19 protein-coding genes are annotated in these 21493 nt (G+C 67.0%); 10 read left to right on the forward strand and 9 right to left on the reverse strand.

All coding sequences use genetic code 11. From position 1 onward, the window contains the following. Positions 1-28: 28 nt before the first annotated feature. The 7 genes from recX (at position 29) to ACYP5B_RS35500 (ending at position 7517) form a co-directional block, all read left to right on the forward strand. Positions 29-496: a recombination regulator RecX gene (recX, locus tag ACYP5B_RS35470; RefSeq protein WP_459572780.1), complete on the forward strand. Its 468-nt coding sequence runs from the start codon at positions 29-31 to the stop codon at positions 494-496. Positions 497-808: 312 nt separating this feature from the next. Beyond that, positions 809-1483: a DUF2889 domain-containing protein gene (locus tag ACYP5B_RS35475; RefSeq protein ID WP_318236035.1), complete on the forward strand. Its 675-nt coding sequence runs from the start codon at positions 809-811 to the stop codon at positions 1481-1483. Between the two features lie 69 nt (positions 1484-1552). Continuing rightward, a complete protein-coding gene (sucC, locus tag ACYP5B_RS35480) occupies positions 1553-2719 on the forward strand; it encodes an ADP-forming succinate--CoA ligase subunit beta (protein ID WP_043343899.1) in 1167 nt (388 codons plus the stop codon). 81 nt (positions 2720-2800) lie between these two features. Next, positions 2801-3682, forward strand: coding sequence for a succinate--CoA ligase subunit alpha (gene sucD, locus ACYP5B_RS35485; protein WP_043343904.1), 882 nt, complete (start codon positions 2801-2803; stop codon positions 3680-3682). A 306-nt stretch (positions 3683-3988) separates the two neighbouring features. Then, positions 3989-4684: a TerC family protein gene (locus ACYP5B_RS35490; protein WP_400101328.1), complete on the forward strand. Its 696-nt coding sequence runs from the start codon at positions 3989-3991 to the stop codon at positions 4682-4684. Between the two features lie 380 nt (positions 4685-5064). Next, positions 5065-5541, forward strand: coding sequence for a pilin (locus ACYP5B_RS35495; RefSeq protein WP_459572781.1), 477 nt, complete (start codon positions 5065-5067; stop codon positions 5539-5541). Between the two features lie 104 nt (positions 5542-5645). Beyond that, positions 5646-7517: a PglL family O-oligosaccharyltransferase gene (locus ACYP5B_RS35500; protein ID WP_459572771.1), complete on the forward strand. Its 1872-nt coding sequence runs from the start codon at positions 5646-5648 to the stop codon at positions 7515-7517. A 31-nt stretch (positions 7518-7548) separates the two neighbouring features. Here the strand turns inward: ACYP5B_RS35500 and ACYP5B_RS35505 are convergent, their stop codons facing one another. The 3 genes from ACYP5B_RS35505 to moaC all read right to left on the reverse strand — a co-directional run bounded on the left by ACYP5B_RS35505 (position 7549) and on the right by moaC (position 9329). After that, complete coding sequence (locus tag ACYP5B_RS35505; RefSeq protein WP_459572782.1) at positions 7549-8019, reverse strand: YMGG-like glycine zipper-containing protein; 471 nt, start codon at positions 8017-8019, stop codon at positions 7549-7551. A 156-nt stretch (positions 8020-8175) separates the two neighbouring features. After that, complete coding sequence (locus tag ACYP5B_RS35510) at positions 8176-8610, reverse strand: hypothetical protein (RefSeq protein WP_459572772.1); 435 nt, start codon at positions 8608-8610, stop codon at positions 8176-8178. A gap of 239 nt (positions 8611-8849) precedes the next feature. Then, positions 8850-9329, reverse strand: a complete 480-nt coding sequence (gene moaC / locus ACYP5B_RS35515; protein ID WP_400101332.1) for a cyclic pyranopterin monophosphate synthase MoaC — start codon at positions 9327-9329, stop codon at positions 8850-8852. 189 nt (positions 9330-9518) lie between these two features. On the opposite strand from moaC, the gene ACYP5B_RS35520 reads away from it, so the two are divergent. After that, the gene (locus ACYP5B_RS35520; RefSeq protein WP_459572773.1) at positions 9519-11237 is read left to right on the forward strand and encodes a M48 family metallopeptidase; all 1719 of its coding nucleotides are present in this window, start codon (positions 9519-9521) and stop codon (positions 11235-11237) included. Positions 11238-11262: 25 nt separating this feature from the next. Here the strand turns inward: ACYP5B_RS35520 and ACYP5B_RS35525 are convergent, their stop codons facing one another. The 6 genes from ACYP5B_RS35525 to ACYP5B_RS35550 form a co-directional block, all read right to left on the reverse strand. Continuing rightward, positions 11263-11856, reverse strand: a complete 594-nt coding sequence (locus ACYP5B_RS35525) for a DUF2946 family protein (RefSeq protein ID WP_400101335.1) — start codon at positions 11854-11856, stop codon at positions 11263-11265. Positions 11857-11956: 100 nt separating this feature from the next. Beyond that, positions 11957-13024 carry a YheT family hydrolase gene (locus tag ACYP5B_RS35530; RefSeq protein ID WP_459572774.1) on the reverse strand — a complete coding sequence of 356 codons (1068 nt, stop codon included), beginning with the start codon at positions 13022-13024 and terminating at the stop codon, positions 11957-11959. Positions 13025-13094: 70 nt separating this feature from the next. After that, entirely contained in the window at positions 13095-13535 is a 441-nt protein-coding gene (locus ACYP5B_RS35535; RefSeq protein ID WP_150991864.1) for a YybH family protein, read from the reverse strand. Between the two features lie 57 nt (positions 13536-13592). Next, positions 13593-14615 (reverse strand): lipopolysaccharide heptosyltransferase II, encoded by a 1023-nt coding sequence (gene waaF, locus ACYP5B_RS35540; protein WP_459572775.1) that lies wholly within the window; start codon positions 14613-14615, stop codon positions 13593-13595. A 121-nt stretch (positions 14616-14736) separates the two neighbouring features. Next, positions 14737-14931 (reverse strand): zinc-finger domain-containing protein, encoded by a 195-nt coding sequence (locus ACYP5B_RS35545; RefSeq protein ID WP_006158072.1) that lies wholly within the window; start codon positions 14929-14931, stop codon positions 14737-14739. Positions 14932-15036: 105 nt separating this feature from the next. Beyond that, positions 15037-15957, reverse strand: a complete 921-nt coding sequence (locus tag ACYP5B_RS35550; protein ID WP_267605606.1) for a branched-chain amino acid transaminase — start codon at positions 15955-15957, stop codon at positions 15037-15039. Positions 15958-17091: 1134 nt separating this feature from the next. On the opposite strand from ACYP5B_RS35550, the gene ACYP5B_RS35555 reads away from it, so the two are divergent. Both ACYP5B_RS35555 and ACYP5B_RS35560 read left to right on the forward strand, forming a co-directional pair. Beyond that, positions 17092-20019 (forward strand): DEAD/DEAH box helicase, encoded by a 2928-nt coding sequence (locus ACYP5B_RS35555; RefSeq protein ID WP_459572783.1) that lies wholly within the window; start codon positions 17092-17094, stop codon positions 20017-20019. Positions 20020-20225: 206 nt separating this feature from the next. After that, positions 20226-21257: a Bug family tripartite tricarboxylate transporter substrate binding protein gene (locus tag ACYP5B_RS35560; RefSeq protein WP_459572776.1), complete on the forward strand. Its 1032-nt coding sequence runs from the start codon at positions 20226-20228 to the stop codon at positions 21255-21257. Positions 21258-21493: the final 236 nt, after the last annotated feature.

Consider the following 21493-nt stretch of genomic DNA (forward strand, 5'->3'; position numbering starts at 1 on the left):
GCGAGCCTTTGCCGAGCGCTCCTCTCCCATGGCCACCCGTCCTCCTCTCTCCCTGAAAGCCCGCGCCGTCGGCTACCTGTCGCGGCGCGAGCACAGCCGGGCGGAGCTGGCGCGCAAGCTGGCCCCGCACGCCGAGTCTCCAGAGGCCCTCGAGCAACTGCTGGATGCGCTGGAGCGCGAGAACTGGCTGTCCAACGCGCGCTTTGTCGACAGCCTGGTGCACCGGCGCGCGGCCCGCTATGGCGCCGCCCGCGTGATGCAGGAAGCCCGCACCCATCAGCTCGGCGGCGATCAGCTGGCCGACCTGCAGGATCGCCTGCGCGGGTCGGAGCTGGAGCGCGGCCGCGCGGTCTGGCAAAAGCGTTTTGGCACGCCGCCCGCCACGCCGGAAGAAAAGGCCAAGCAGATCCGCTTTATGGTGGCCCGCGGCTTTTCCCGAACGGTGGTGAGCCAGGTGATCAAAGGGGCGGATGAATGGCTGGAGGGCAGTGACTGACGTCGGCCGACGTGGCAGCCTCAAGTGATGCCGCGGTGATGTCACGGCCATGTCCTGCACCTTCCTGCACCGGTTTCGGGCACATACCTGTTTTGCCAGTAGGCGTATTCCGAGCGTGCCTGCCTTGCCAGCGGACCTCGCCGCAACCCTGCAATGCCGCAATTTTCCCGCATACGCGCGGCCTGCCCGTCGTTCGACAATCCCCGGCAACAGCGCCGCGTGCAGTTTGTTCCCGGTCAAGGTTGTCCGGCATGTTAAAATCCTGCGGTTTTCCGGCCCAGCCGTCCATTTCTCCCGCTCCTGCCTGGTGTTATGCCGCTTTCCCCGCCCGTCAATCGCGCCCTGCGTCACCGTCGTGCCATCACGGCGGAGGCCTATGTCAGGGACGACGGCCTATGGGATATCGAAGCGCGCCTGACTGACACCAAGCCGCGCGAGATTCCGCTGGCCGGCGGCGGTGTGCGCCCCGTGGGCGAGCCGCTGCACGATTTGTGGCTGCGCGTCACCATTGACCTGCGCATGAACGTCGTGGACGCCGATGCCTGTTCCGACTGGGTGCCTTATCCCGGCCAGTGCGACACCATCGGCCCGGCCTACCGCAAGCTGATCGGCCTGAACCTGATGAAGGGTTTCCGCAAGTCGGTGAAAGAGCGCCTGTCCGGCGTGGCCGGATGCACCCACCTGACCGAGCTGGCCGGCATATTGCCGACCACCGCGATCCAGGCATTCGCCGGCGATGTGTTCAACATCCGCGACGGCGGCGCCGAAGATACCAGTACTGAGCCGCCTTACCAGTTGCACGGCTGCCATGCCCTGCATTTCGAAGGCGAGGTCGTACGCCAGTTTTACCCCCGCTGGTATGGTCACCAGCCAAAACCGAGGATCAAGACCGAAGGGTCATCGACCCCGGCGGCGCAGCCAGCGGAGGCGCTCGCCGCCCCCGCCGACGGCGCCATGTCCCGCAGGTCAACCGGCACTTCTGGCTAAGCCAGGCCGGCCTGCAGTCCGCCGAGATTCCATCTCCACACTTTTACGCCTACCCGAAAGGAAACACGCATGAATATCCATGAGTACCAAGGCAAGGAAATCCTGCGCAAATACAATGTGCCGGTTCCGCGCGGCATCCCCGCGTTCTCGGTCGAAGAGGCCCTGAAGGCTGCTGAACAACTGGGCGGCCCGGTATGGGTCGTCAAGGCGCAGATCCACGCGGGCGGCCGCGGCAAGGGCGGCGGCGTGAAGGTGGCCAAGAGCATCGACGAGGTCAAGACCTACGCTACCAACATCCTCGGCATGACCCTGGTCACGCACCAGACCGGCCCGGAAGGCAAGAAGGTCAACCGCCTGCTGATCGAAGAAGGCGCCGACATCAAGAAGGAACTGTACGTCAGCCTGGTGGTTGACCGCGTTTCGCAAAAGGTCGCGCTGATGGCCTCCAGCGAAGGCGGCATGGACATCGAGGAAGTCGCTGCCCACAGCCCGGAAAAGATCCACACGCTGATCATCGATCCGTCGGCCGGCCTGCTCGACGCGGACGCGGACGACATCGCCCGCAAGATCGGCGTGCCCGACGCCAGCGTTGCCCAAGCCCGCCAGGCCCTGCAAGGCCTGTACAAGGCATTCTGGGACACCGACGCCTCGCTGGCTGAAATCAACCCGCTGATCCTGACCGGCGACGGCAAGGTGATCGCGCTGGACGCCAAGTTCAATTTCGACTCCAACGCCCTGTTCCGTCACCCGGAAATCGTCGCCTACCGCGACCTGGACGAAGAAGATCCGGCTGAAATCGAAGCGTCGAAGTTCGACCTGGCCTACATCTCGCTGGACGGCAACATCGGCTGCCTGGTGAACGGCGCCGGCCTGGCCATGGCCACCATGGACACCATCAAGCTGTTCGGCGGCGAGCCGGCCAACTTCCTGGACGTGGGCGGCGGTGCCACCACCGAGAAGGTGACCGAAGCCTTCAAGCTGATGCTGAAGAACCCGAACCTGAAGGCCATCCTGGTCAACATCTTCGGCGGCATCATGCGTTGCGACGTGATCGCCGAAGGCGTGATCGCTGCATCCAAGGCCGTGTCGCTGTCCGTGCCGCTGGTCGTGCGCATGAAGGGTACCAACGAAGAGATCGGCAAGAAGATGCTGGCCGACTCGGGCCTGCCCATCATCGCTGCCGATACCATGGAAGAAGCCGCCCAGAAGGTCGTGGCTGCTGCCGCGGGCAAGTAAGCCAGACGCGAACACGAACGCCAGCAGCGCGCCGGGGCCAGGCCTTCGCGCGCTGCTTTGAGCCAAGCAAAGGATTACAGCATGTCGATTCTGATTAATAAAGACACCAAGGTCATTACCCAGGGCATCACCGGCAAGACCGGCCAGTTCCACACCCGTGGCTGCCGCGACTATGCCAACGGCAAGAACTGCTTCGTTGCCGGCGTGAACCCGAAGAAAGCCGGCGAAGACTTCGAAGGCATTCCCATCTACGCAAGCGTCAAGGATGCCAAGGCATCCACCGGCGCCACCGTGTCCGTGATCTACGTGCCGCCCGCAGGCGCCGCTGCCGCCATCTGGGAAGCCGTTGACGCTGACCTGGACCTGGTGGTCTGCATCACCGAAGGCATCCCCGTGCGCGACATGATGGAGCTCAAGGACAAGATGGCCAAGGGCAACAAGAAGACCCTGTTGCTGGGACCGAACTGCCCGGGCCTGATCACGCCTGACGAAATCAAGATCGGCATCATGCCGGGCCACATCCACCGCAAGGGCCGCATCGGCGTGGTGTCGCGCTCGGGCACGCTGACCTATGAAGCAGTGGGTCAGCTGACCGCGCTGGGCATGGGCCAGTCGTCGGCAGTGGGCATTGGTGGCGACCCCATCAACGGCCTGAAGCACATCGACATCATGAAGATGTTCAACGACGATCCCGAAACGGACGCCGTGGTCATGATCGGCGAAATCGGTGGTCCGGACGAAGCCAATGCGGCTTACTGGATCAAGGAAAACATGAAGAAGCCGGTGGTTGGCTTCATCGCTGGCGTGACCGCGCCTCCGGGCAAGCGCATGGGCCACGCCGGCGCGCTGATCTCGGGCGGTGCCGACACGGCGCAAGCCAAGCTGGAAATCATGGAAGCCTGCGGTATCAAGGTCACCAAGAACCCGTCGGAAATGGCTCGCCTGCTCAAGTCGATCCTGTAATACCGATAAGCATCCGTCCCGCCTTCCGGGCGGGAAGGATTGCCGGGCCGGCGCGCTCGCATGACTGCAACCGCGCATCGACCCTCCGTGCCCCCGCCTTCGTGCGGGGGCATGTCATTCTGGAGTACCGTCACCTAGGGTATCTCCCGAGGTGCGTGACATGCCGATTGAAACCGAATCGAAAGCTTGATACGGTAAATCTTCATGTCTGAAGACTCAGACATCCGAAATTCCATGGGCGCCGCAGGTTTTGGCAGCGCTATGTGGCGTTAGAATCATAATTTAAGAAACTCGAGGAGCTTTACCGTGGAACTGCTGTCCTCCACTGCCTTCTGGATCGCGTTGGGATCCATTATCCTGACCAACATCGTGCTCTCCGGCGACAACGCCGTGGTGATCGCGCTGGCCTCCCGCAACCTCCCGCCCGCCCAGCAGAAGAAGGCCATCTTCTGGGGCAGCGCCGCCGCCATCATCATGCGGGTGGTGCTGACGGTAGCCGCGGTCAAGCTGCTGAGCCTGCCGTACCTGAAGATCGTCGGCGCCATCCTGCTGGTCTACATCGGCGTGCAACTGCTCACCGGCGACGACGACGAAGAAGGCCACTCGGCCAAGGACAATATCTGGGCCGCGATCCGCACCATCCTGATCGCCGACCTGGTGATGTCGCTCGACAACGTGGTGGCCGTAGCCGCCGCCGCGCAGAAGGGACCGGAAGGCAGCCAGCTGATGCTGCTGATCCTGGGCCTGGGCCTGTCGATCCCCCTGATCGTGTTCGGCAGCACCATCCTGCTGAAGGTCATGGACCGCTTCCCCATCATCATCGTGCTGGGCGCCGCGCTGCTGGGTTACCTCGCGGGTGAAATGCTGGTCAGCGACCCGGTGGACGCTGCGTGGTTCGAAATGCATGTGCCGCATGCCCACCTGGTGTTTGGCGCGATCGGCGCCGCGCTGGTGGTGGTGGTTGGCAAGCTGCTAAATAGGCGAGCGCCACAGACGGCCTGATAGGCTTTGACCCGTCTTAGGACGGGATTACAGGTGAGATGGCGCCCCGTTGGGGCGCCACTAGACAGACGGGTGGCCCGGGAGCCGCCCGTTTTGTTTTTGGGCTGTAGTGCAGGGCATGCAGCAAACATGGCTGTGACTTCAGTGCGGTTGCAGACTGACTTAAGCCAGAACAGCGGTTTACTGACCCTCCGCGTCATACTTAGTGACAAAATTTGCGCCTGATCAGCGTTAGGAATGGTCCTAAGTGGCGAAAATTGTCACTCGCCGACGAGACATCAAGGCTTGTCGGCGCTGGCACGCTAACTGCTAAGAACTTACAGCATCACATGAAACAAAATGTTTCTATTTGTATCCAAAATTCCTTCGAGGGGTCAATCATGCAACAACGGGTTCAACAACTGAAAAAACTGGGCCGCCGAGCTCAGAAGGGCTTCACGCTGATCGAACTGATGATCGTGGTTGCGATTATTGGTATCTTGGCTGCGATCGCTATTCCGCAGTATCAGGACTACGTGACGCGTGCGCGTTGGGCAGACAACATCACGTCCATCGCCAGTCTTAAGCAGGCAATTGCGGAGTGCATCCAAAATAATGCGCAGACGGCCGTGGCCAGCCCATGCGACGCGTCAGGCGCTGCCGGGCTGGCGAGCGCTGGCGGCGGCGGGTTCACCGCGATGCCGACGCCAACGAATGGGACTGTGGCTTACACGGCTGGGGCAATTGTGATTACGGCTGCCGGCGCGCTGGGCGCAACTTGTAAAGTGACTGTCACACCGACCATCACGCCTGCCGCCGTGACCTGGGGGGCTGCAACTTCCGGTGCCGGTTGCAGTAAGGCTCAAACCGGCGTCTGATAAACGCTTTGTTGCCCAAGAGAGCGCCTTCGGGCGCTTTTTCTTTACCCACTCTCCAAGCTATCATCCGCCTTCGGCCCAAAAGGCATAACAAGGCGCCCCACATGCTGCCCTCCCGGTCAGCCATCCCTCTCAGCTTCCTCGCGGTAGCCGTCACGCTGCCGCTACTGGTCTCCCGGCACACGCTCCCCCTCGCCACCTTCTACGGCGAATGGACCTCGGCATTGCTGTTCGCGCTCGCTGTCATCCTTCTGGGCGCCCCGGCGCTGCGGCAGGGCAGAAGCACGGCCTACAACGCTGCTCCCGCCCAATTCCCCTGGATCCTCCTTTTCCCCCTCTGGCTGATCGCCACCGGTGTCACGCAAACGCTGACCGGCATGGCCGATGTGTCGGGCAGCCGGCTGATCACCGAGCTATCGCTGGCCCTGGCTGGCGCGGTGATGTGGACAGCCTGGCGCCAGGGCCGTGCCGCAACGCCCGTGGAGCGCCAGACGATGGTCGATGTGCTGGCCATCGCCTGGCTGGTGGCCGGGTTGCTGGGCACGCTGGCACAGTGGGTGCAGGTATTCGGCCTGGAGCCGGACACGCTGGGGATGGTGTCCACTTACTTTTACGACGACAACCGCCGCCTGTGGGGCAACCTGAACCAGCCAAACCACCAGGCTACGGTTGCCGGCATCGCGCTGGCGGCGGGGGTCTGGCTGGCGGCGCGCGGGTGGTTGCGGGCGCCGGCCTGGCTGGCGGCGGCGTTGCTGCTGGTGAGCGGCATCGTGCTGTCCGGCTCGCGCACGGGCGTGCTGCACGTGGGGCTGGCTTCGATTTATGCGCTGGTCGCTGCCTGGCTGGCGCGGGGCGGGGCGGCGTTTGGCGGTCCGGGCGACCCGGGCGGATTCGCGGGTGCCATGCAGCGCGCCGGCCACGCTGGGCGCAACCCCATGCGGCGGCCCGCGGGGCTGGCGTTTGCCGCGGTGGCCATGGTGGTGATGCTGCTGATCCTGCAGCCGGCGATCAAGAGCGCCGGGCAGGCAATGGACTGGCGCCTTTTCGATACCGTGGCGCAGATGCAGGGGGCCGACCAGCTCTCGTGGCGCGCCGCGATGTGGACGCATGCGTGGGCGATGTTCCGCGCGCATCCGTGGCTTGGGGTGGGTTGGGGCGAATACGGCTGGGCACAGTTCCAGCAGCTCGCGCAGGTGGGCGTGAAAGTGGAGATGTCGCTGCATGCGCACAATGCTGTGCTCGACATGCTGGCCAAGACGGGCGTGATCGGCGCGGCGGGTGTGTTCCTGAGCCTGCTGGCATGGCTATGGCGCGTGGCGCGCCAGCGCTTGTGGCGCGGGGATGCGCCCGAGCGCGCGCAGACGGGGCTGGTGCTGGCCTGGCTGGCGATGCTGTGTGCGCATTCCATGCTGGAGTACCCGCTGCACTACCTGTATTTCGTGCTGCCGTTCTGCTTCTTGCTGGGCTGGCTGGAGCCATCGGGCTTCGGCCGCCTGCGCGTGCCGCGCAGGTTTGCCGTGCTGGCGGGCGTGGTATTCGCTGGCGTGGCGGCGGCCATCCTGGCCACCATGTGGCAAGACTACCGGCGTGCCGAGGCGCGCGAGTACGCACGCGCCGAGCGCCGGGCCGCACTGCCGATGCCGAACTTCTGGTTCCGGCAAGCGGCCGCGTCGGACGCGATCGAGGAGGCGAAGATCACGCCGGAGAACGCGGCGCAGTTGCTCGGGCCCCATATCGCCGCGGTGCACCTGCTGCCGACGCCGACGCTGATCTCGCGCACTGCCTGGCTGATGGCGCTGACCGGTGACCCGGTACAGGCCCGTGCATGGCTGGAGCGCCTGCGCTTTTACTTCGCGGGGGATGAGGCTAACCAGTTCGCGGCACTCGCCCGTGGCTGCGCTGAAGTCGACGCCGCGGCGCGGCCGCGGGATTTCTGCGACTGGGTGCAGCTGCGCGCCAAACACAAAGCAGAGTGAGCGTCCCTGAGCCGGGCCGCGCCACCCAGGGCTATTGCGGCGCGTAGCCCGGGGGCGGGGGCGGCGGATAGTAGTACGTCGGCGCGGCAGCCGGACGCGGGGTTGAGGCCATGCGCCCGTAGACCGGCACCCGGTTGCCGCTTGCGTACATGCATTGCACATACGCTGTGTCGTACTGACGCTGGCTGCCGTAGCCGGCATATTGGGCATTGCCTGCCCCGACCGCCGCGCCGGTGAGCAGGCCGACACCTGCGCCCACCGCCGCGCCCGAGCCGCCATTGAAGGCCGCCCCGGCCGCCGCGCCCAGCGCGGTGCCCACCACGGCGCTGCCTACCGCGCTATTGGTGGCCGCCTGGTTGGCGGTCACACCCCCTACCTGGCCAAAGGCGTACTGGCGGCAGCTATTGTCGTCGGCCCGGAACTGGTCGAAGTTCTTGCCGGTGCCCGGCAGCACCATCACGCTGGGGCCATTGGGCATCACGGCGCACCCGGCCAGCACCATCGCCGCGAGCGGCAGGCTCAGCAGGATTGGCAGGCTGGGGCGGTTGACGTGGTTAAGGACTTTCATCTCGGCACCTCGATACCTTGGTCTTCGATTGCTCGCCGCGCCGTGGGCGTTTCGGGCATTCAGCGTACCTGCCCTGCCAGGCGTCAGACGCTAGGCGGGTGGCTGTGCCGGCACCTTATGCCAGCCGCCGGGACAAGCCTTGATGTACGGGTAGTAGCCATCCGGCCGCGCGCAGCGATACCAAAACGCCTGCTGCTGGGGCACGGGTGCCGCGACACCGCCGCTGTCCATTTCCATCGTGCCGTCCTGGCCCTGCTCGATGTATTGCGGCGGCGACACAGGTACCCCGACGACCGCGGGACCGTAGGCGTAGCCGGGCGGGTAGTAGTACGGGTAGGGGTAGCCCCACCCGTATCCGTAGCCAAATCCGGGACCGATGTAGACGCCTACGCTGCTGTGCCAGCCACCGCCGCCGTGCCATCCGCCACCACCGTGCCAGCCGCCGCCTCTTCCCGCCAGCGCGGTACCGCTCGCGCCCAGCGCTGCCAACACCAGCAAGAGCTGGCCAACCCTACGCCCGTTCATGTTGCCCACCTTGGATCGACGCGGAACGTGGTCCCGCCGGCGGCGCAGTTCGCGCCCCCTAGATTGCATTGAATACCAATTTGCCGTAGCCCGCGATGTGACGCCTGCTGGCGAAATGCGGCGTTACGCTTGTTACAGCGGAAGCGGCTCTGGCGTAAGACTGTGTCAGGTTTGGTAAGAAAGGCGACTCGCGGTGGCGATGCGGATCAGGCACATGCGGTGCGTGCCGGACGTCCTGCTCAGGTGCCTGAGACCCAATCCCCCGACTTCCCTCCATGCTTCTCCAGCAGCTTCACGTCGCCCATCACCATGCCGCGGTCGACCGCCTTGCACATGTCGTAGATGGTCAGCAGCGCCACCTGCACGCCGGTCAGCGCTTCCATCTCCACACCGGTCTGGCCGTGGGTTTCGGTGCGCACGGTGCAGCGGATGGTGGCGCTGGCCTCGTCCAGCGTGTAGTCCACCGCCACCTTGGTGAGCGAGATCGGGTGGCATAGCGGGATCAGGTCGGAGGTGCGCTTGGTGGCCATGATGGCGGCCACGCGCGCAATGCCTAGCACGTCGCCCTTCTTGGCCGTGCCGTCGCGCACCAGCGCAAAGGTGGCGGGCAGCATGGTGATGGTGCCGGTGGCGATGGCCACGCGGTGGCTGTGCGCCTTGGCGCCGACGTCGACCATATGGGCTTGTCCGGCGGAATCGAAATGGGTGAGCTGGCTCATGGCGTGGACCTGGCGGATGGCGGGAATGAATGCGTGACGGATGCGCTTGCCGCGTATGCCGGGGCGGTGCGTGGCAAGACCGGGCGACGCCCGATGGGAATGGCTTCCGCAGGCCGCTATCATAGCAACATGCGTAAGAACCAAACGCTCGCCGGAGCGCTCACCTTGCCCGCCCGACGGGCGCGCCTCATGTCTTCCAGGCCTCCCGGGGGCCTTGGCCGCCGCTCGCTCGCGGCGCTGGTGGCGCTGACGATCGCGCTGCCCGCCTGGCCCCAGCAACGCCTGCTGCTGAACGACCCCACGCGTACCGCGGCGGCGGCGGCGGCGGCGGCGCCGGAGAGCGACAGCCGCGACGGCGGCGACCAGGTCTATGACAACCTGAACCGCAGCGTGAAGGCGGGGCAGAAATCCGATTTTGGCCTGCGCAGCAACAACACCGTGGTGGAGACCTCCGGCGTGCAGCTGCCCGACCTGGGCGATCCGTCCACCGCGTCGCTCACGCCCGACATGGAGCGGCGCCTGGGCGACCGCATCATGCGCGAGATCCGGCGCGATCCGGACTACGTGTCCGACGCGCTGCTGGCCGACTACCTGAACGCGCTTGGCTATCGGCTGGTGCAGGCGGCGCGCCGGCAAAACATCTCCGGCTCCACCGGCGCCGGCACCTTTGCCACGGGCTTCGAGCTGTTCGCGGTGCGCGACCGCAGCATCAACGCTTTTGCGCTGCCCGGCGGGTATATCGGTGTGCACACCGGCCTGCTGGTGCAGTCCGATACCGAATCCGAGCTGGCCTCGGTGCTCGGCCACGAAATCGGCCACGTGATGCAGCGGCATATCGCGCGCGGCATCACCACGCAGGACCAGTCGATGTGGATCGCGCTGGCCTCGATGGTGCTGGCCGGGCTGGCCGCCACCAAGAGCGGCGACGCGGCCGCGGCGCTGGCCATGGGCGGGCAGGCTGCGGCGGTGTCCAACCAGCTGTCTTTCTCGCGCGGCGCCGAGCGCGAGGCGGACCGGGTCGGCTTCCAGATCATGACCGCGGCGGGGTTTGACCCCCAGGGCATGCCCGACTTCTTCAAGCGGCTGCAGCGCGTGGTGGGGATTTCGGAGAGCTCGATGCCGTCGTATGTGCGCACCCACCCGCTTACCTCCGAGCGGATCGCCGACATGCAGGACCGCGTGAGCCATGTGGCCGTGCGCCGCGTGGCGAGCACGCCTGAGTATGAGTTCGCGCGGATGCGCTCCCGCATCCTGCAGGAAACCACGCCGAGCGATCTGCAGAACGCGCGCGCGGCGCTGCAGACGCAGCTGGCGGCAGCCTCGCCGGCGCGCCTGCCTGCGCTTTACTACGGCATCGCGTTCGCCGAGCAGCGGCTGGGCCGCAACGCCGCGGCCGAGCAGTCGCTGGCCGAAGCCCGCCGCTTGTACGGCACGATCCCAAGCGCTACCTCGGGCAGCCCCATGCTGGATGTGATGGCGATCGAGCTGGCGCGCGCGCAGGGACGCCAGCAGGACGCGCTGAACCAGGCGGTGGCGTCGATGAAAGCGTTCCCGTTGTCGCACGCGGTGGCGCTGAGCTATGCCGCGACCTTGCTCGGCGCCGGCCGGATGGACCAGGCAGTGACCTTCCTGCGCGAGCGCACGCGTGAGGAGATCGCACGCTCCGAGTGGTGGGACATGCTGGCGCGGGCCTACGCCGCGCAGGGCCGGCGGGTGCAGCAACACCAGGCGCTGGCGGAGAAATACGCGGTGGATGGCGCCTACCAGGCCGCCATCGAGCAGTTGCAGATCGCGCGCAAGGCGGGCGACGGCGATTTCTACACGCTGTCGGAAGTCGATGCGCGGCTGCACCAGCTGGAGCGCCAGTACCGCGAGGAAAAGCAGGACAACAAGGGCATGCCTAACTGACGCGATGGCGCACTGGCGCCGTCACTCAGGCAGCCTGTTCCCCCGCGGGCGGTTGCGGCTGGCGCACAAAGCCGTAGCGCGCCGGCACTTCGTCCTCTGCGATCGGCTCGACCTGCACGTCGGCGCCATTGAAATGAAACACGCCGAGGTTGCCGCCGCAGGCCTCGCCGTGCCAGGTGCAGGCGCTGCTGAAGCCATCGAGATCATGGTCGTGCAGCAGCGCGGCCTGCAGGCCGCCGCCGCTCTCGCCTTCCACCGTGCCCGCCAGCACCACATTGCCGTGCTCGTCCGCATGGCAGCCATGCAGCGTGAAGGCACGCTGCGAGGTGGTGTGTAGCTTGCCCTGGTGCAGCCGCACGATCCACGGCGCATAGGCCAGCGACACGAACACGCGCTGCGGGCCGTTCTGGAAATACCAGGCGCCGCGTTCGTCGGGCTGGTAGTTGCGCTCGATAAAGGCGATCAGCGCCTCGTGGCGGATCGGGTCGCCGGACAGGCCGTGCTGCTGGGCATACTCGTTGCGTATGCGCCATTGCCCACGCCGGTCCAGCGCCAGCCAGCCGTAGCAGTTGGGTACGTTGGGCCAGCGGGCCATGGCTTGCTTGACTGTCTCATCCATCTTCGGTGCCTCCTTGCGGGACCGCCCGTGCCCGGGCACCCCGCTCGCATTCGTTCTGGCGACGCCTGTCGCGCAGGCGCGGCCCGCACTCTCCGTGGCCTTAAGCCACGGCGTCGAAAAACCGCAGCATGCGCGCTGGCAGCCACTCGATATGCCCCGCATAGGGCAGCAACGGCAGGGCGCGCAGCCTATCTTCGCGCGGTGTCATGAAACCGACGTGACCACCATGCTCGGGCTGCTCCAGCCAGACCTGCGGGCTGACCTCGGCGGGGCCCGGCAGGTGGCGCGCCGGCAGGAAGGGGTCGTTGCGCGCGTTGAGCACCAGCGTGGGCACTTTGATTTCGCCGAGCACCGGCTTGCTGGATGCGCGCGCCCAGTAGTCATCGGTATCGCGAAAGCCGTGCAGCGGCGCCGTCACGATATTGTCGAACGCGTACAGGTCGCGGCTGGCGAGCATGGCCTCGCGGTCGAACAGCCCGGGATACTGGCTCAGCTTGGCCAGCGACTTGCGTTTCAGGGTTTGCAGGAACATGCGCGTGTACAGCATGTTGAAGCCCTGCGACAGCGCCGCGCCGCCGCCGGCCAGGTCCAGCGGGGCCGAGACCGATGCCGCCGCGCTGATAAAGCCCGCGGCGCTGCCTTGTTCGCCGAGCAGGCGCAGCAGGGCATTGCCGCCGAGCGAAATGCCTACCACCAGCAGCTTGCGCCCGTGGCCGCAATATTGGCGGTGAAGACGTTCCAGGATCCAGTGGAGTTCCTCGGCGTCGCCGGAGTGATAGAAGCGCGGCGCCAGGTTCAGCTCGCCCGAGCAGCCGCGAAAGTGCGGGATCACGCCCTGCCAGCCGCGCGCCGCCAGCGCATGCATCAGGGCCTGCGCGTAATGGCTGCCGGAGTCGCCTTCCAGGCCATGGAACATCACCAGCAGCGGGGTATCGGGCGTGACCGGGTGCGTGGTCCAGTCCAGGTCGACGAAGTCGTCGTCCGGGGCGGTCCAGCGCTCGCGCTTGAAACTGACGCGCGGCGGGCGCTGCGCGAAGCGCGCCGGGATGATGGTCTGCGCATGGCCGCCGGCGAGCCACCAGGGCATGCGGCGGCCGCCGCCGAACGAGGAGGCGGCGCGGATGTCGTCCGGTGCGGGCCGGTGGTGCGAAGGCGGAAGCTGGCTCATGCCTGCAAGGCTTTAGGCGATCATGCGACGCGCGCACGGGCTGGCCGGCCCGTGCGCGCTGCGTCCAATCCTAGTGGAGGGCCTGGCCTGGCGCCGTGCTCACGGTCGCGACCTGGGCAGCGTTGGCCGGGCTGCAATGGATGTGCGCCAGGCGCCAGCCCTCGTGGTTCTGCATCAGCACATAGGTGGTGTGCACGTAGAGGTCGGCTTCGACGCGGTCGTCGCCAAAGCGCAGGGCTTCGGTCACGTCGAAGATGGCGACGCCCATCGAGGTATGGCTGCTGGTCTCGATCACGTCGATCAGCACCGGCTGTACGTCCAGCAACTGCGCGAAGGCCTGGCGCAGGTGCTCATGGCCGATCAGGCGCTGGCCGTCCGGCATCACGCAGGTAACCGAGTCTTCATCCAGCCACAGGCGCAGCGCGCCGTCGGCATCGCGCAGCTTCATGGCCTCGCGAAAGGCTTCGACGATGTCTTCGGCGGAATCGAACAGGCGGGCAAAACGCGGCATGGTGGACTGGGCTCAGGGATTCGTTGGCCGGATAAACACGAACGGCGGGTCAGCGCTTCAGGCCCGGTGCAGGAGCTTGCGCAGCTCCACAAACACCATTTCGGGCTCGATGTCCTTCAGGCAGCGCAGGTGGCCAAGCGGGCACTCGCGCTTGAAGCACGGACTGCATTCGAGCTGCAGCCACATGATACTCGCAGCCTGCGACAGCGGGGGTGTATGGCGCGGGTCACTGGAGCCGAACACCGCCACCTGTGGCCGGTTCAGCGCCGCGGTGACGTGCATCAGGCCGGAGTCGTTGCAGACAGCCGCTTCCGACATGGCCAGCAGGTCCACGGCATCGTCCAGCGAGGTCTGGCCGCACAGGTTGCGCACGAAGGGCGCGCCCTTGACGATCTCGTCGGCGATCTCGGCGTCCTTGGGCGAGCCCAGGGTGACCATCTGCGCATACGGGAACGAGCGCTTGAGCATCTGCGCAAGCTCGGCGAAGTGCGCGGCCGGCCAGCGCTTGGCGGGGCCGAACTCCGCGCCCGGGCAGAAGGCGATCAGGCGCGTCTGCGGGGCAATGCCGAAGCGCTCCGCGGTCTTGGCCATGCGCACCGGGTCGGTCCGCAGGCGCGGCTCGGGCAGGTTCGCCGGCAGGCGGGCGCCGGGCTTGAGCGCCAGCCGCGCGTAGTGCTCCACCATGGGCGGGCGCTGGTCGCGGGGCGGATTGCCATGGCGGATATTGAGCAGGCCGAAGCGGGCCTCGCCGCGATAGCCGACGCGCAGCGGGATGCCGGCCAGCCAGGGGATCAGCGCGGACTTGAGCGAGTTCGGCAGCACATAGGCCGCGTCGTAGCCTTCGTTCTTGAGCTGCTGGGAGAACATCAGCCGTGCCGAGAGCTGCAGCTTGCCGTGCGCCAGTTCGCTGGGGAAGACCTGGTGGATCTCGGGCATGCGGGCCAGCACCGGCGCCACCCATTTAGGGGCGAGGGCGTCGATCTGCAGGCGCGGATGGCGCGCTTTCATGAGGGTGAAGAGCGGCTGCGCCATCAGGGCGTCGCCGATCCAGTTGGGGGCGATGACGAGGGCTTTTTTCATGAATGGGGCGCTGCCGGAAGGGTTGGCGTGGCGCAAGCTGCGCGCGCCACGCACGCCAACGCGCCGGCGCGCCGCATGGCGGGCCGGAGCATCGGGGTGGTGCGGTCAAGCGTGGGCCGTGTCAGTGGTGACCCTTGATCACGGTGCCGGGCTTGAGCTTGTAGACGGTACCGCAGTACGGGCACTTCACCTCGCCGGTGTCGGTCACGTCGAGGAAGACGCGCGGATGGTAGTTCCAGGTCGGCGTGTTGCCGGTGGGGCAGTGCAGCGGAAGGTCTTCCGCGCCGATTTCGATCAGGGAGGCGGTTTGCGTCATGGTGTTGCGGGGATGGTTTTAGTCTTTAGTCTTTTGTACGGACTGAAGTATGACTGGTTAAGCGGTTCGTGATTGCCTGGCGAGTTTCCGGGTCCCGGGGTGGTTTCAGACCACGGTCAGCCAGTGCTTGTATTGCTCATTGGTGCCGCCGACCGCCGAGAAGAAGGCGTCCTGCACGCGCTTGGTCACCGGGCCGCGGCGGCCTTCTCCGATCACGCGGTCGTCGAGCTCGCGGATCGGCGTGACTTCGGCCGCGGTGCCGGTGAAGAAGGCCTCGTCCGAGCAGTACACCTCGTCGCGGGTGATGCGCTTCTCGCGCACCTCGATGCCGAGATCGCGGGCGATGGTGAGGATGGCGTCGCGGGTGATGCCGTCCAGGCACGAGGCCAGGTCAGGCGTATAGATCACGCCGTCGCGCACCACGAACACGTTTTCGCCCGAGCCTTCGCTGACGTAACCTTCGGTATCCAGCAGCAGGGCTTCGTCGTAGCCCATGCTGGTGGCTTCCTGGTTGGCCAGGATCGAGTTGATGTAGTAGCCGCTGGCCTTGGCCCGCACCAGCGACACATTGACGTGGTGGCGGGTGAAGGAAGAGGTCTTGACGCGGATGCCGCGCTCCAGGCCTTCCTCGCCCAGGTAGGCGCCCCACGGCCACGCGGCAATGGCCACGTGGATGGTGTTGCCCCTGGCCGAGACGCCCATTTTTTCCGAGCCGATCCAGACCAGCGGGCGGATGTAGCAGGACTCGAGCTGGTTGGCCTTCACCACCTCGCGCTGCGCCGCTTCCAGCGTAGCCGCGTCGAACGGCATCTGCATCTGGAAGATCTTGGCCGAGTTGAACAGGCGGCGGGTGTGTTCCTTGAGGCGGAAGATCGCGGTGCCGGCCGGCGTCTTGTAGGCGCGTACGCCCTCGAACACGCCCATGCCGTAATGCAAGGTATGGGTCAGCACATGGATCTTGGCGTCACGCCATTCGATCAACTTGCCGTCCATCCAGATTTTTCCGTCGCGATCCGCCATTGACATGGTTCTCTCCCTGAGCGCCGTCAGCAATGCAAAAAAGACATTGTAAACCCCGGGACCCCCTGTGCCAACGCGGCCGCGGGTCCGCGGGGGTCTAAAATCGTCACATTGTGTATGCCGCCACTGCCACCTGTGACCCTACCGCCGTCGTCCGGACCTATCGCCTTCCACCTCGATCCGCATGGGTCCAGGCGTGCCGCGCAGTTGCGCGAGACGCTGTTCTCGGGGGCCGCGCAGGCGGAGATCGACGCCCTGGTGGCGCCGTGGGAGATAGGTCCCAGCCTGCCCCGCATCCTGCTGTCCGTGGCGTATGGGAACGACGATCCCGCAGCGCTCGAACGCGTGGTGCCGGCGTGGCGATGGCGCATCCTGCAGGCGGCGCTGAATGCGCTGTGCGCTGACTGGGACCCGCGCCTGCGGCCTTACCTCGACTATCTGGCTGCCATGCAGGCGGGGCGGGCCGCCGAATTCGCGGCGCTTCCGGCTTCATTGCGCGCGGCGTTCGCAGAAGGCTTGCTGTACGGCGAAGAGCGCCAGCGTGCGATGGCGGCGGTGGCGCCTTCTGCCACGTCCGCCTCGTCTGCCCCGGATGCCGCGCCGGGCAACGGTTTCGGGCCGGCGCTGCGCGCCTTCGCCGAGGTCGGGGACGGCGACTGGGCGGCCGCGCAGGCGGGGTTCGAGACCGCACTGAGGCGCCTCAGGGCGCAGCTCGGCCGGCGCACCGGATTGCTGCCGGCTGCGCTGGCGCCTTGCTACCCGCTGTCGTTGCTGGCCCAGCGCACGCCCGCCCACCTCGAACAAGCCCGCAAGTTCTGCCAGGCGGAAGCGGGCACGCGCAGCCCGCAGCCCACCGAGCGCTGGGGGCTGTGGTGCCACGTGCTGGCGGTGCATAAGGGCGAAGCGCGCCTGGACGAAGCCGCGTTCGAATTGCGCCCCGAGGTGCCGCCGCTCGCGCAGTTCTGGCGCGTGCTGCTGCGCGCATGGGCCGGCGATGTGGCGCAGGCCAGCGGCCGGCGCCAGCCGGCAGCCGCCCGTGCCGAAGCCATCGCGGCGCTGCGCGAGCGCCTGCAGGCCTGCGGCCATCACTGGTTCATCCAGCAACTGGATGCCGCCCTGGCGCTTGAAGCCGGCGAACCCGTGCCGGAGACCTTCTTCGCCGGCCAGCGCCAGGAAAGCTGGCGGCTTGCGCTCGAGGCTTTGCAAGCCCTCGCGGGCGAGACGCGCGCGCCCGACGGCGCTAGCGCCAGCCGCCTGCTGTGGGCGTTGACGATCGACGCCGATGGCGCGGTCGGCACCATCGAGCCGCTGGAGCAGCAGCGCGGCCCGCGCGGCTGGAACAAGCCGCGTCCCGTGCCGCTGGCCCGCCTGGCCGAAGACGACCGGCTCGAGCCGTGGGACGCCCGCGTGGCCCGTGCGGTTCGCCGCGACCAGTCCTATCACCGGCGCTACGTGCTCGATCGCGCCGCCGCCATGCTGGCGCTGGTCGGGCATCCGGGCGTGGTGCTGGCGCAGGCCCCCGAGCAGACGCTGGAAGTGGTGGAGGGCGCGCCCACGCTGGAAGTGGTGCGCCAGGGCGGCCGCTACACCTTGCGGGTCTCGCCCCCGGTGCGCGAGGCCCCAGCCATGGACAGCTTCCTGCCCGCCGGCAGCCGCGCCGATGCCGAAGCCTTGCGCCAGATCACCGTGCTGCGCGAAGGCTCGCAGCGCCTGCGCGTGATCCGGCTCACGCCGGCGCAGCAGGGCGCGGCGCAGCTGATCGCCGACGGGCTGGCCGTGCCGGCCGAGGCGCATGCCCAGCTCGACGCCACACTGCGCGCGCTGTCGGGACATTTCCAGGTGCACTCCGACCACGATGGCAGCGCCCGCGAACTCGAGACCGAGAGCCGGCTGCGCGCCGAACTATCGCCGCTGGGCGAAGGCCTGGCCCTGCGGCTGGTGGTCACCCCGCTGGGCCCGCTCGGGCCGCGGCTGGCCCCGGGCAACGGGCGCGAGCGCCTGATGGCGGCGGTCAATGGGGAAAGCCTGGCCACGGTGCGCGAGCTCAAGGCCGAGCTGGCCCACGTGACCGAAGTCTTCGACGCGCTGCCCTTCCTGGTGCCGCGCTCGCCGGAAAGCGGCGAATACGACTGGACCCTGGCCGACCCGGAGGAAGCCTTGTCGGTGGTCGAGCAGTTGCCCGGGCTGCCCGGCGTGCTGGCGGTGGAATGGCCCCGGGGCAAGGAAATCCGCGTGGTGGGCGCCGACATCCCCCAACTGGCGGTGCACATCGAAACCGAGAGCGAATGGTTCAAGCTGGCCGGCGAGCTGAGCGTGGCCGAGGGGCTGGTGCTGCAGCTCGGCCAGTTGCTGGCCTGGGCCGGCAGCCATGCCGGGCGCTTCATGCCGATGGGGCAGGGTGTCTATGTGGCGCTCACGCGCAGCCTGTGCGCGCGGTTGCGCGACCTGGCGAGCGTCGCCCACAACGTGCCCGACGGCATCAAGGTGCCGCTGATGGCGGCGCCCTGGCTGGACGACGTGCTGGCCGGCGCGGGAATCGACCCCGACCAGCATTTCCGCCAGCGCGTGGCGCGGCTGCGCCGGGCGCGCAATAGCGACGCGGTGTTGCCGCCCAACCTGGCCGCCGAGCTGCGGCCCTACCAGGAAGACGGTTACCGCTGGGCCATGTCGCTGGCCGAGGCCGGCTTTGGCGCCTGCCTGGCCGACGACATGGGGCTGGGCAAGACGCTGCAAGCGCTGGCGGTGATGCTGGCGCGTGCCGACGGCGGCGCTGCGCTGGTGATCGCGCCGACCTCGGTGTGCGGCAACTGGGCCGAGGAAGCAAGGCGCTTCGCGCCGACGCTGCGCGTGCACATCTATGCCGAGGGCGAGCGCGCGGCCTTGCTGGAACAGGCCGGGCCACATGACGTGGTGATCGTCTCTTACACGTTGCTGCTGCAGGCGCGCGACGCCTTCTGCCAGCGCGAGTGGCACACGGTGGTGGCCGACGAGGCGCAGGCGTTCAAGAACGCCGCCACCAAGCGCTCGCAGGCGGTGTTCGAGCTGCGGGCCGATTTCCGCATGGCGCTGTCTGGCACGCCGGTGGAAAACCGGCTGGCCGAGCTGTGGTCGATCATGCGCTTTTGCAACCCCGGCCTGCTCGGCTCGCTGGTCCGCTTCAACGAGCACTTCGCGGTGCCGATCGAGCGCAATGGCGTGCGCGAGGCGGCCCAGCGGCTGCGCCGCATGATCGCGCCGTTCGTCATGCGCCGGACCAAGGCCCAGGTACTGGACGAACTGCCGCCGCGCACCGAACTGGTGTTGCGCATCGAGCAGGACCCGATCGAGGCGGCCCACTACGAAGCGCTGCGCCGCCAGGCGCTGGCCGAAGCCGAGGCCGTGGTCAAAGGCCCGAAGGCTCGCAAGACCGCCGCCGGCCAGCCCGCGGCCGAGGCGCGCATCCATGTGCTGGCCCAACTGATGCGGATGCGCCGAGCCGCCTGTGACGCGCGCCTGGTCACGCCCGAGCTGGAACTGGAACTCGGGCAGGAGGGCGCCAAGGTGCGCGCCTTCGTGCAACTGGCGGGCGAACTGGCCGCCAACGGTCACAAGACGCTGGTCTTCAGCCAGTTCGTCGATTTCCTGCAGTTGCTGCGCCGGGGGCTCGATGCGGCCGGCCTCGCCTGGCAATACCTCGACGGCGCCACGCCGGCGGCCGAGCGCACGCGGCGCGTGGCGGCGTTCCAGGCCGGCGCGGGCGATGTCTTCCTGATCAGCCTGAAGGCGGGCGGCTTCGGCCTCAACCTGACGGCTGCCGACTACGTGATCATCGCCGACCCCTGGTGGAACCCGGCGGCAGAGGACCAGGCCATGGGCCGCGCCCACCGCATCGGGCAGCAGCGCCCGGTGACGGTCTACCGCCTGATCAGCGCGGGGACCATCGAGGAACGCATTCTCACGCTGCATCACGGCAAGCGCGCGCTGGCCGATGGGATCCTGGAGGCGGGCGAGGACGGCGGGGCCGGCTTTATCGGCACGGCGGCAGCGCTGCCGGACATCGACGAACTGGTGGGGCTGCTGCGCAGCTAGGGGCGCAAGGGGTGCTTCCGTCGGCCGGGTCGATCGGGATGGCACCGGGGTTCCGCCCCATGTCTGCTTATACCAACATGGCATACCTTCAAGCGAACTCCATCGTTGGTAATGCGGCGGATCGTTGGTATCTTGCTGTCTTGACCCGGGGCGCCAGACCCCGGCCGGCAGCCCCGACCCGCATTCTTTTTTCGACGGTACCCCCCATGTTCCGCACAGCTACCCGCCGCATCTCGCACGTTTTCCATTCGTCCCGTGCTTCCCGCCTGGCCGCCGGCCTTGGCTTGCTGGCCGCGCTGAGCATGGTGGCCGCGCCGGCCCGCGCGCAGGACCCGGCGTGGCCGACCCAGCCGATCACCATCCTGATGGGCTTTACCGCTGGCTCCGGCGTGGACATGGTTGGCCGCACGCTGCAGGAATCGCTGCAGAAGTCGCTCAAGGCCACCATCATCTATGACTACCGCCCCGGCGCCGGCGGCAATGTCGCCTCCGAAGTGGTGGCGCATGCCAAGCCCGATGGCTACACGCTGCTGCTCGGCACCGCGGCCACGCACGGCATCAACCCGGCCCTGTACAAGAGCCTGCCGTTCGACGCCGAAGCCGATTTCACGCCCGTGGCGCCGCTGGTCGAAGTCTCCAACGTGCTGACCGTGAACCCCGCCGTGATCGACGTGAAGTCGGTCAAGGAGTTCATCGAGAAGGTCAAGGCCAACCCCGGCAAGTACAACTATGCGTCGACCGGCAACGGGACCGGCACCCACCTGGCCTTTGCGGAGTTCAACGCGCGCGCCGGCCTGGATATGGTCCACGTGCCATACAAGGGCGGGCCCGATGCGCTGCAGGCCGTGCTCAAGGGGGAGGTGTGCTGCATTTTTAATCAGGTGCAGAGCGTGTTGCCGCAATATCGCGCTGGCAAGGTGCGGCTGCTTGGCGTCACCACCAAGAACCATGTGGCGGTGATTCCCGAAGTGCCTACCATCGCCGAGAGCGCCTTGCCTGGCTTCAACAGCACCATCTGGTTTGGCTTCTTCGGTCCCAAGGGGCTCGACCCCAAGATCAGCAAGAAGATCAATGATGCGGTCAAGGTCGCGCTGGAAACGCCGGCGATCCGGCAGAAGCTGATCGAGGCAGGCAATTCGCCACGGATCGAGACGGTCGAGCAGTTCCGCGGCACTGTGAAGGCGGATCGGCAGAAGTGGGCGGGAGTGGTGAAGAGTGTTGGGGCGTCTATTGATTGATATGGTGTTGGGTGATTGGGGGCAAGGGCAGAACCGTTGGCTCTTGCTGCTTAGTTGGTGATTTTTTTGCGGTGTTGGCTTTTGCACCCAAGTGCCGTACGACATCCCCCTGCGGGGGCTGCCGGTCACTTTTCTTTGCGCGGCAAAGAGGGTGAGGACAAATTCAGGCATTGGTCAATCGGCGTACGAGCAAACGTGCCTGAGATAGCCAGACCCAGGCGGTTGCGCTGGCGATG

This window comes from Cupriavidus sp. 8B (genome assembly GCF_054589115.1).

Coding starts and splice junctions, on each gene's coding strand:
- recX (WP_459572780.1), top strand. CDS start 29: ATGGCCACCCGTCCTCCTCTCTCCCTGAAAGCCCGCGCCGTCGGCTAC.
- ACYP5B_RS35475 (WP_318236035.1), top strand. CDS start 809: ATGCCGCTTTCCCCGCCCGTCAATCGCGCCCTGCGTCACCGTCGTGCC.
- sucC (WP_043343899.1), top strand. CDS start 1,553: ATGAATATCCATGAGTACCAAGGCAAGGAAATCCTGCGCAAATACAAT.
- sucD (WP_043343904.1), top strand. CDS start 2,801: ATGTCGATTCTGATTAATAAAGACACCAAGGTCATTACCCAGGGCATC.
- ACYP5B_RS35495 (WP_459572781.1), top strand. CDS start 5,065: ATGCAACAACGGGTTCAACAACTGAAAAAACTGGGCCGCCGAGCTCAG.
- ACYP5B_RS35500 (WP_459572771.1), top strand. CDS start 5,646: ATGCTGCCCTCCCGGTCAGCCATCCCTCTCAGCTTCCTCGCGGTAGCC.
- ACYP5B_RS35505 (WP_459572782.1), bottom strand. CDS start 8,019: ATGGTGCTGGCCGGGTGCGCCGTGATGCCCAATGGCCCCAGCGTGATG.
- ACYP5B_RS35510 (WP_459572772.1), bottom strand. CDS start 8,610: ATGAACGGGCGTAGGGTTGGCCAGCTCTTGCTGGTGTTGGCAGCGCTG.
- moaC (WP_400101332.1), bottom strand. CDS start 9,329: ATGAGCCAGCTCACCCATTTCGATTCCGCCGGACAAGCCCATATGGTC.
- ACYP5B_RS35520 (WP_459572773.1), top strand. CDS start 9,519: ATGTCTTCCAGGCCTCCCGGGGGCCTTGGCCGCCGCTCGCTCGCGGCG.
- ACYP5B_RS35525 (WP_400101335.1), bottom strand. CDS start 11,856: ATGGATGAGACAGTCAAGCAAGCCATGGCCCGCTGGCCCAACGTACCC.
- ACYP5B_RS35530 (WP_459572774.1), bottom strand. CDS start 13,024: ATGAGCCAGCTTCCGCCTTCGCACCACCGGCCCGCACCGGACGACATC.
- ACYP5B_RS35535 (WP_150991864.1), bottom strand. CDS start 13,535: ATGCCGCGTTTTGCCCGCCTGTTCGATTCCGCCGAAGACATCGTCGAA.
- waaF (WP_459572775.1), bottom strand. CDS start 14,615: ATGAAAAAAGCCCTCGTCATCGCCCCCAACTGGATCGGCGACGCCCTG.
- ACYP5B_RS35545 (WP_006158072.1), bottom strand. CDS start 14,931: ATGACGCAAACCGCCTCCCTGATCGAAATCGGCGCGGAAGACCTTCCG.
- ACYP5B_RS35550 (WP_267605606.1), bottom strand. CDS start 15,957: ATGTCAATGGCGGATCGCGACGGAAAAATCTGGATGGACGGCAAGTTG.
- ACYP5B_RS35560 (WP_459572776.1), top strand. CDS start 20,226: ATGTTCCGCACAGCTACCCGCCGCATCTCGCACGTTTTCCATTCGTCC.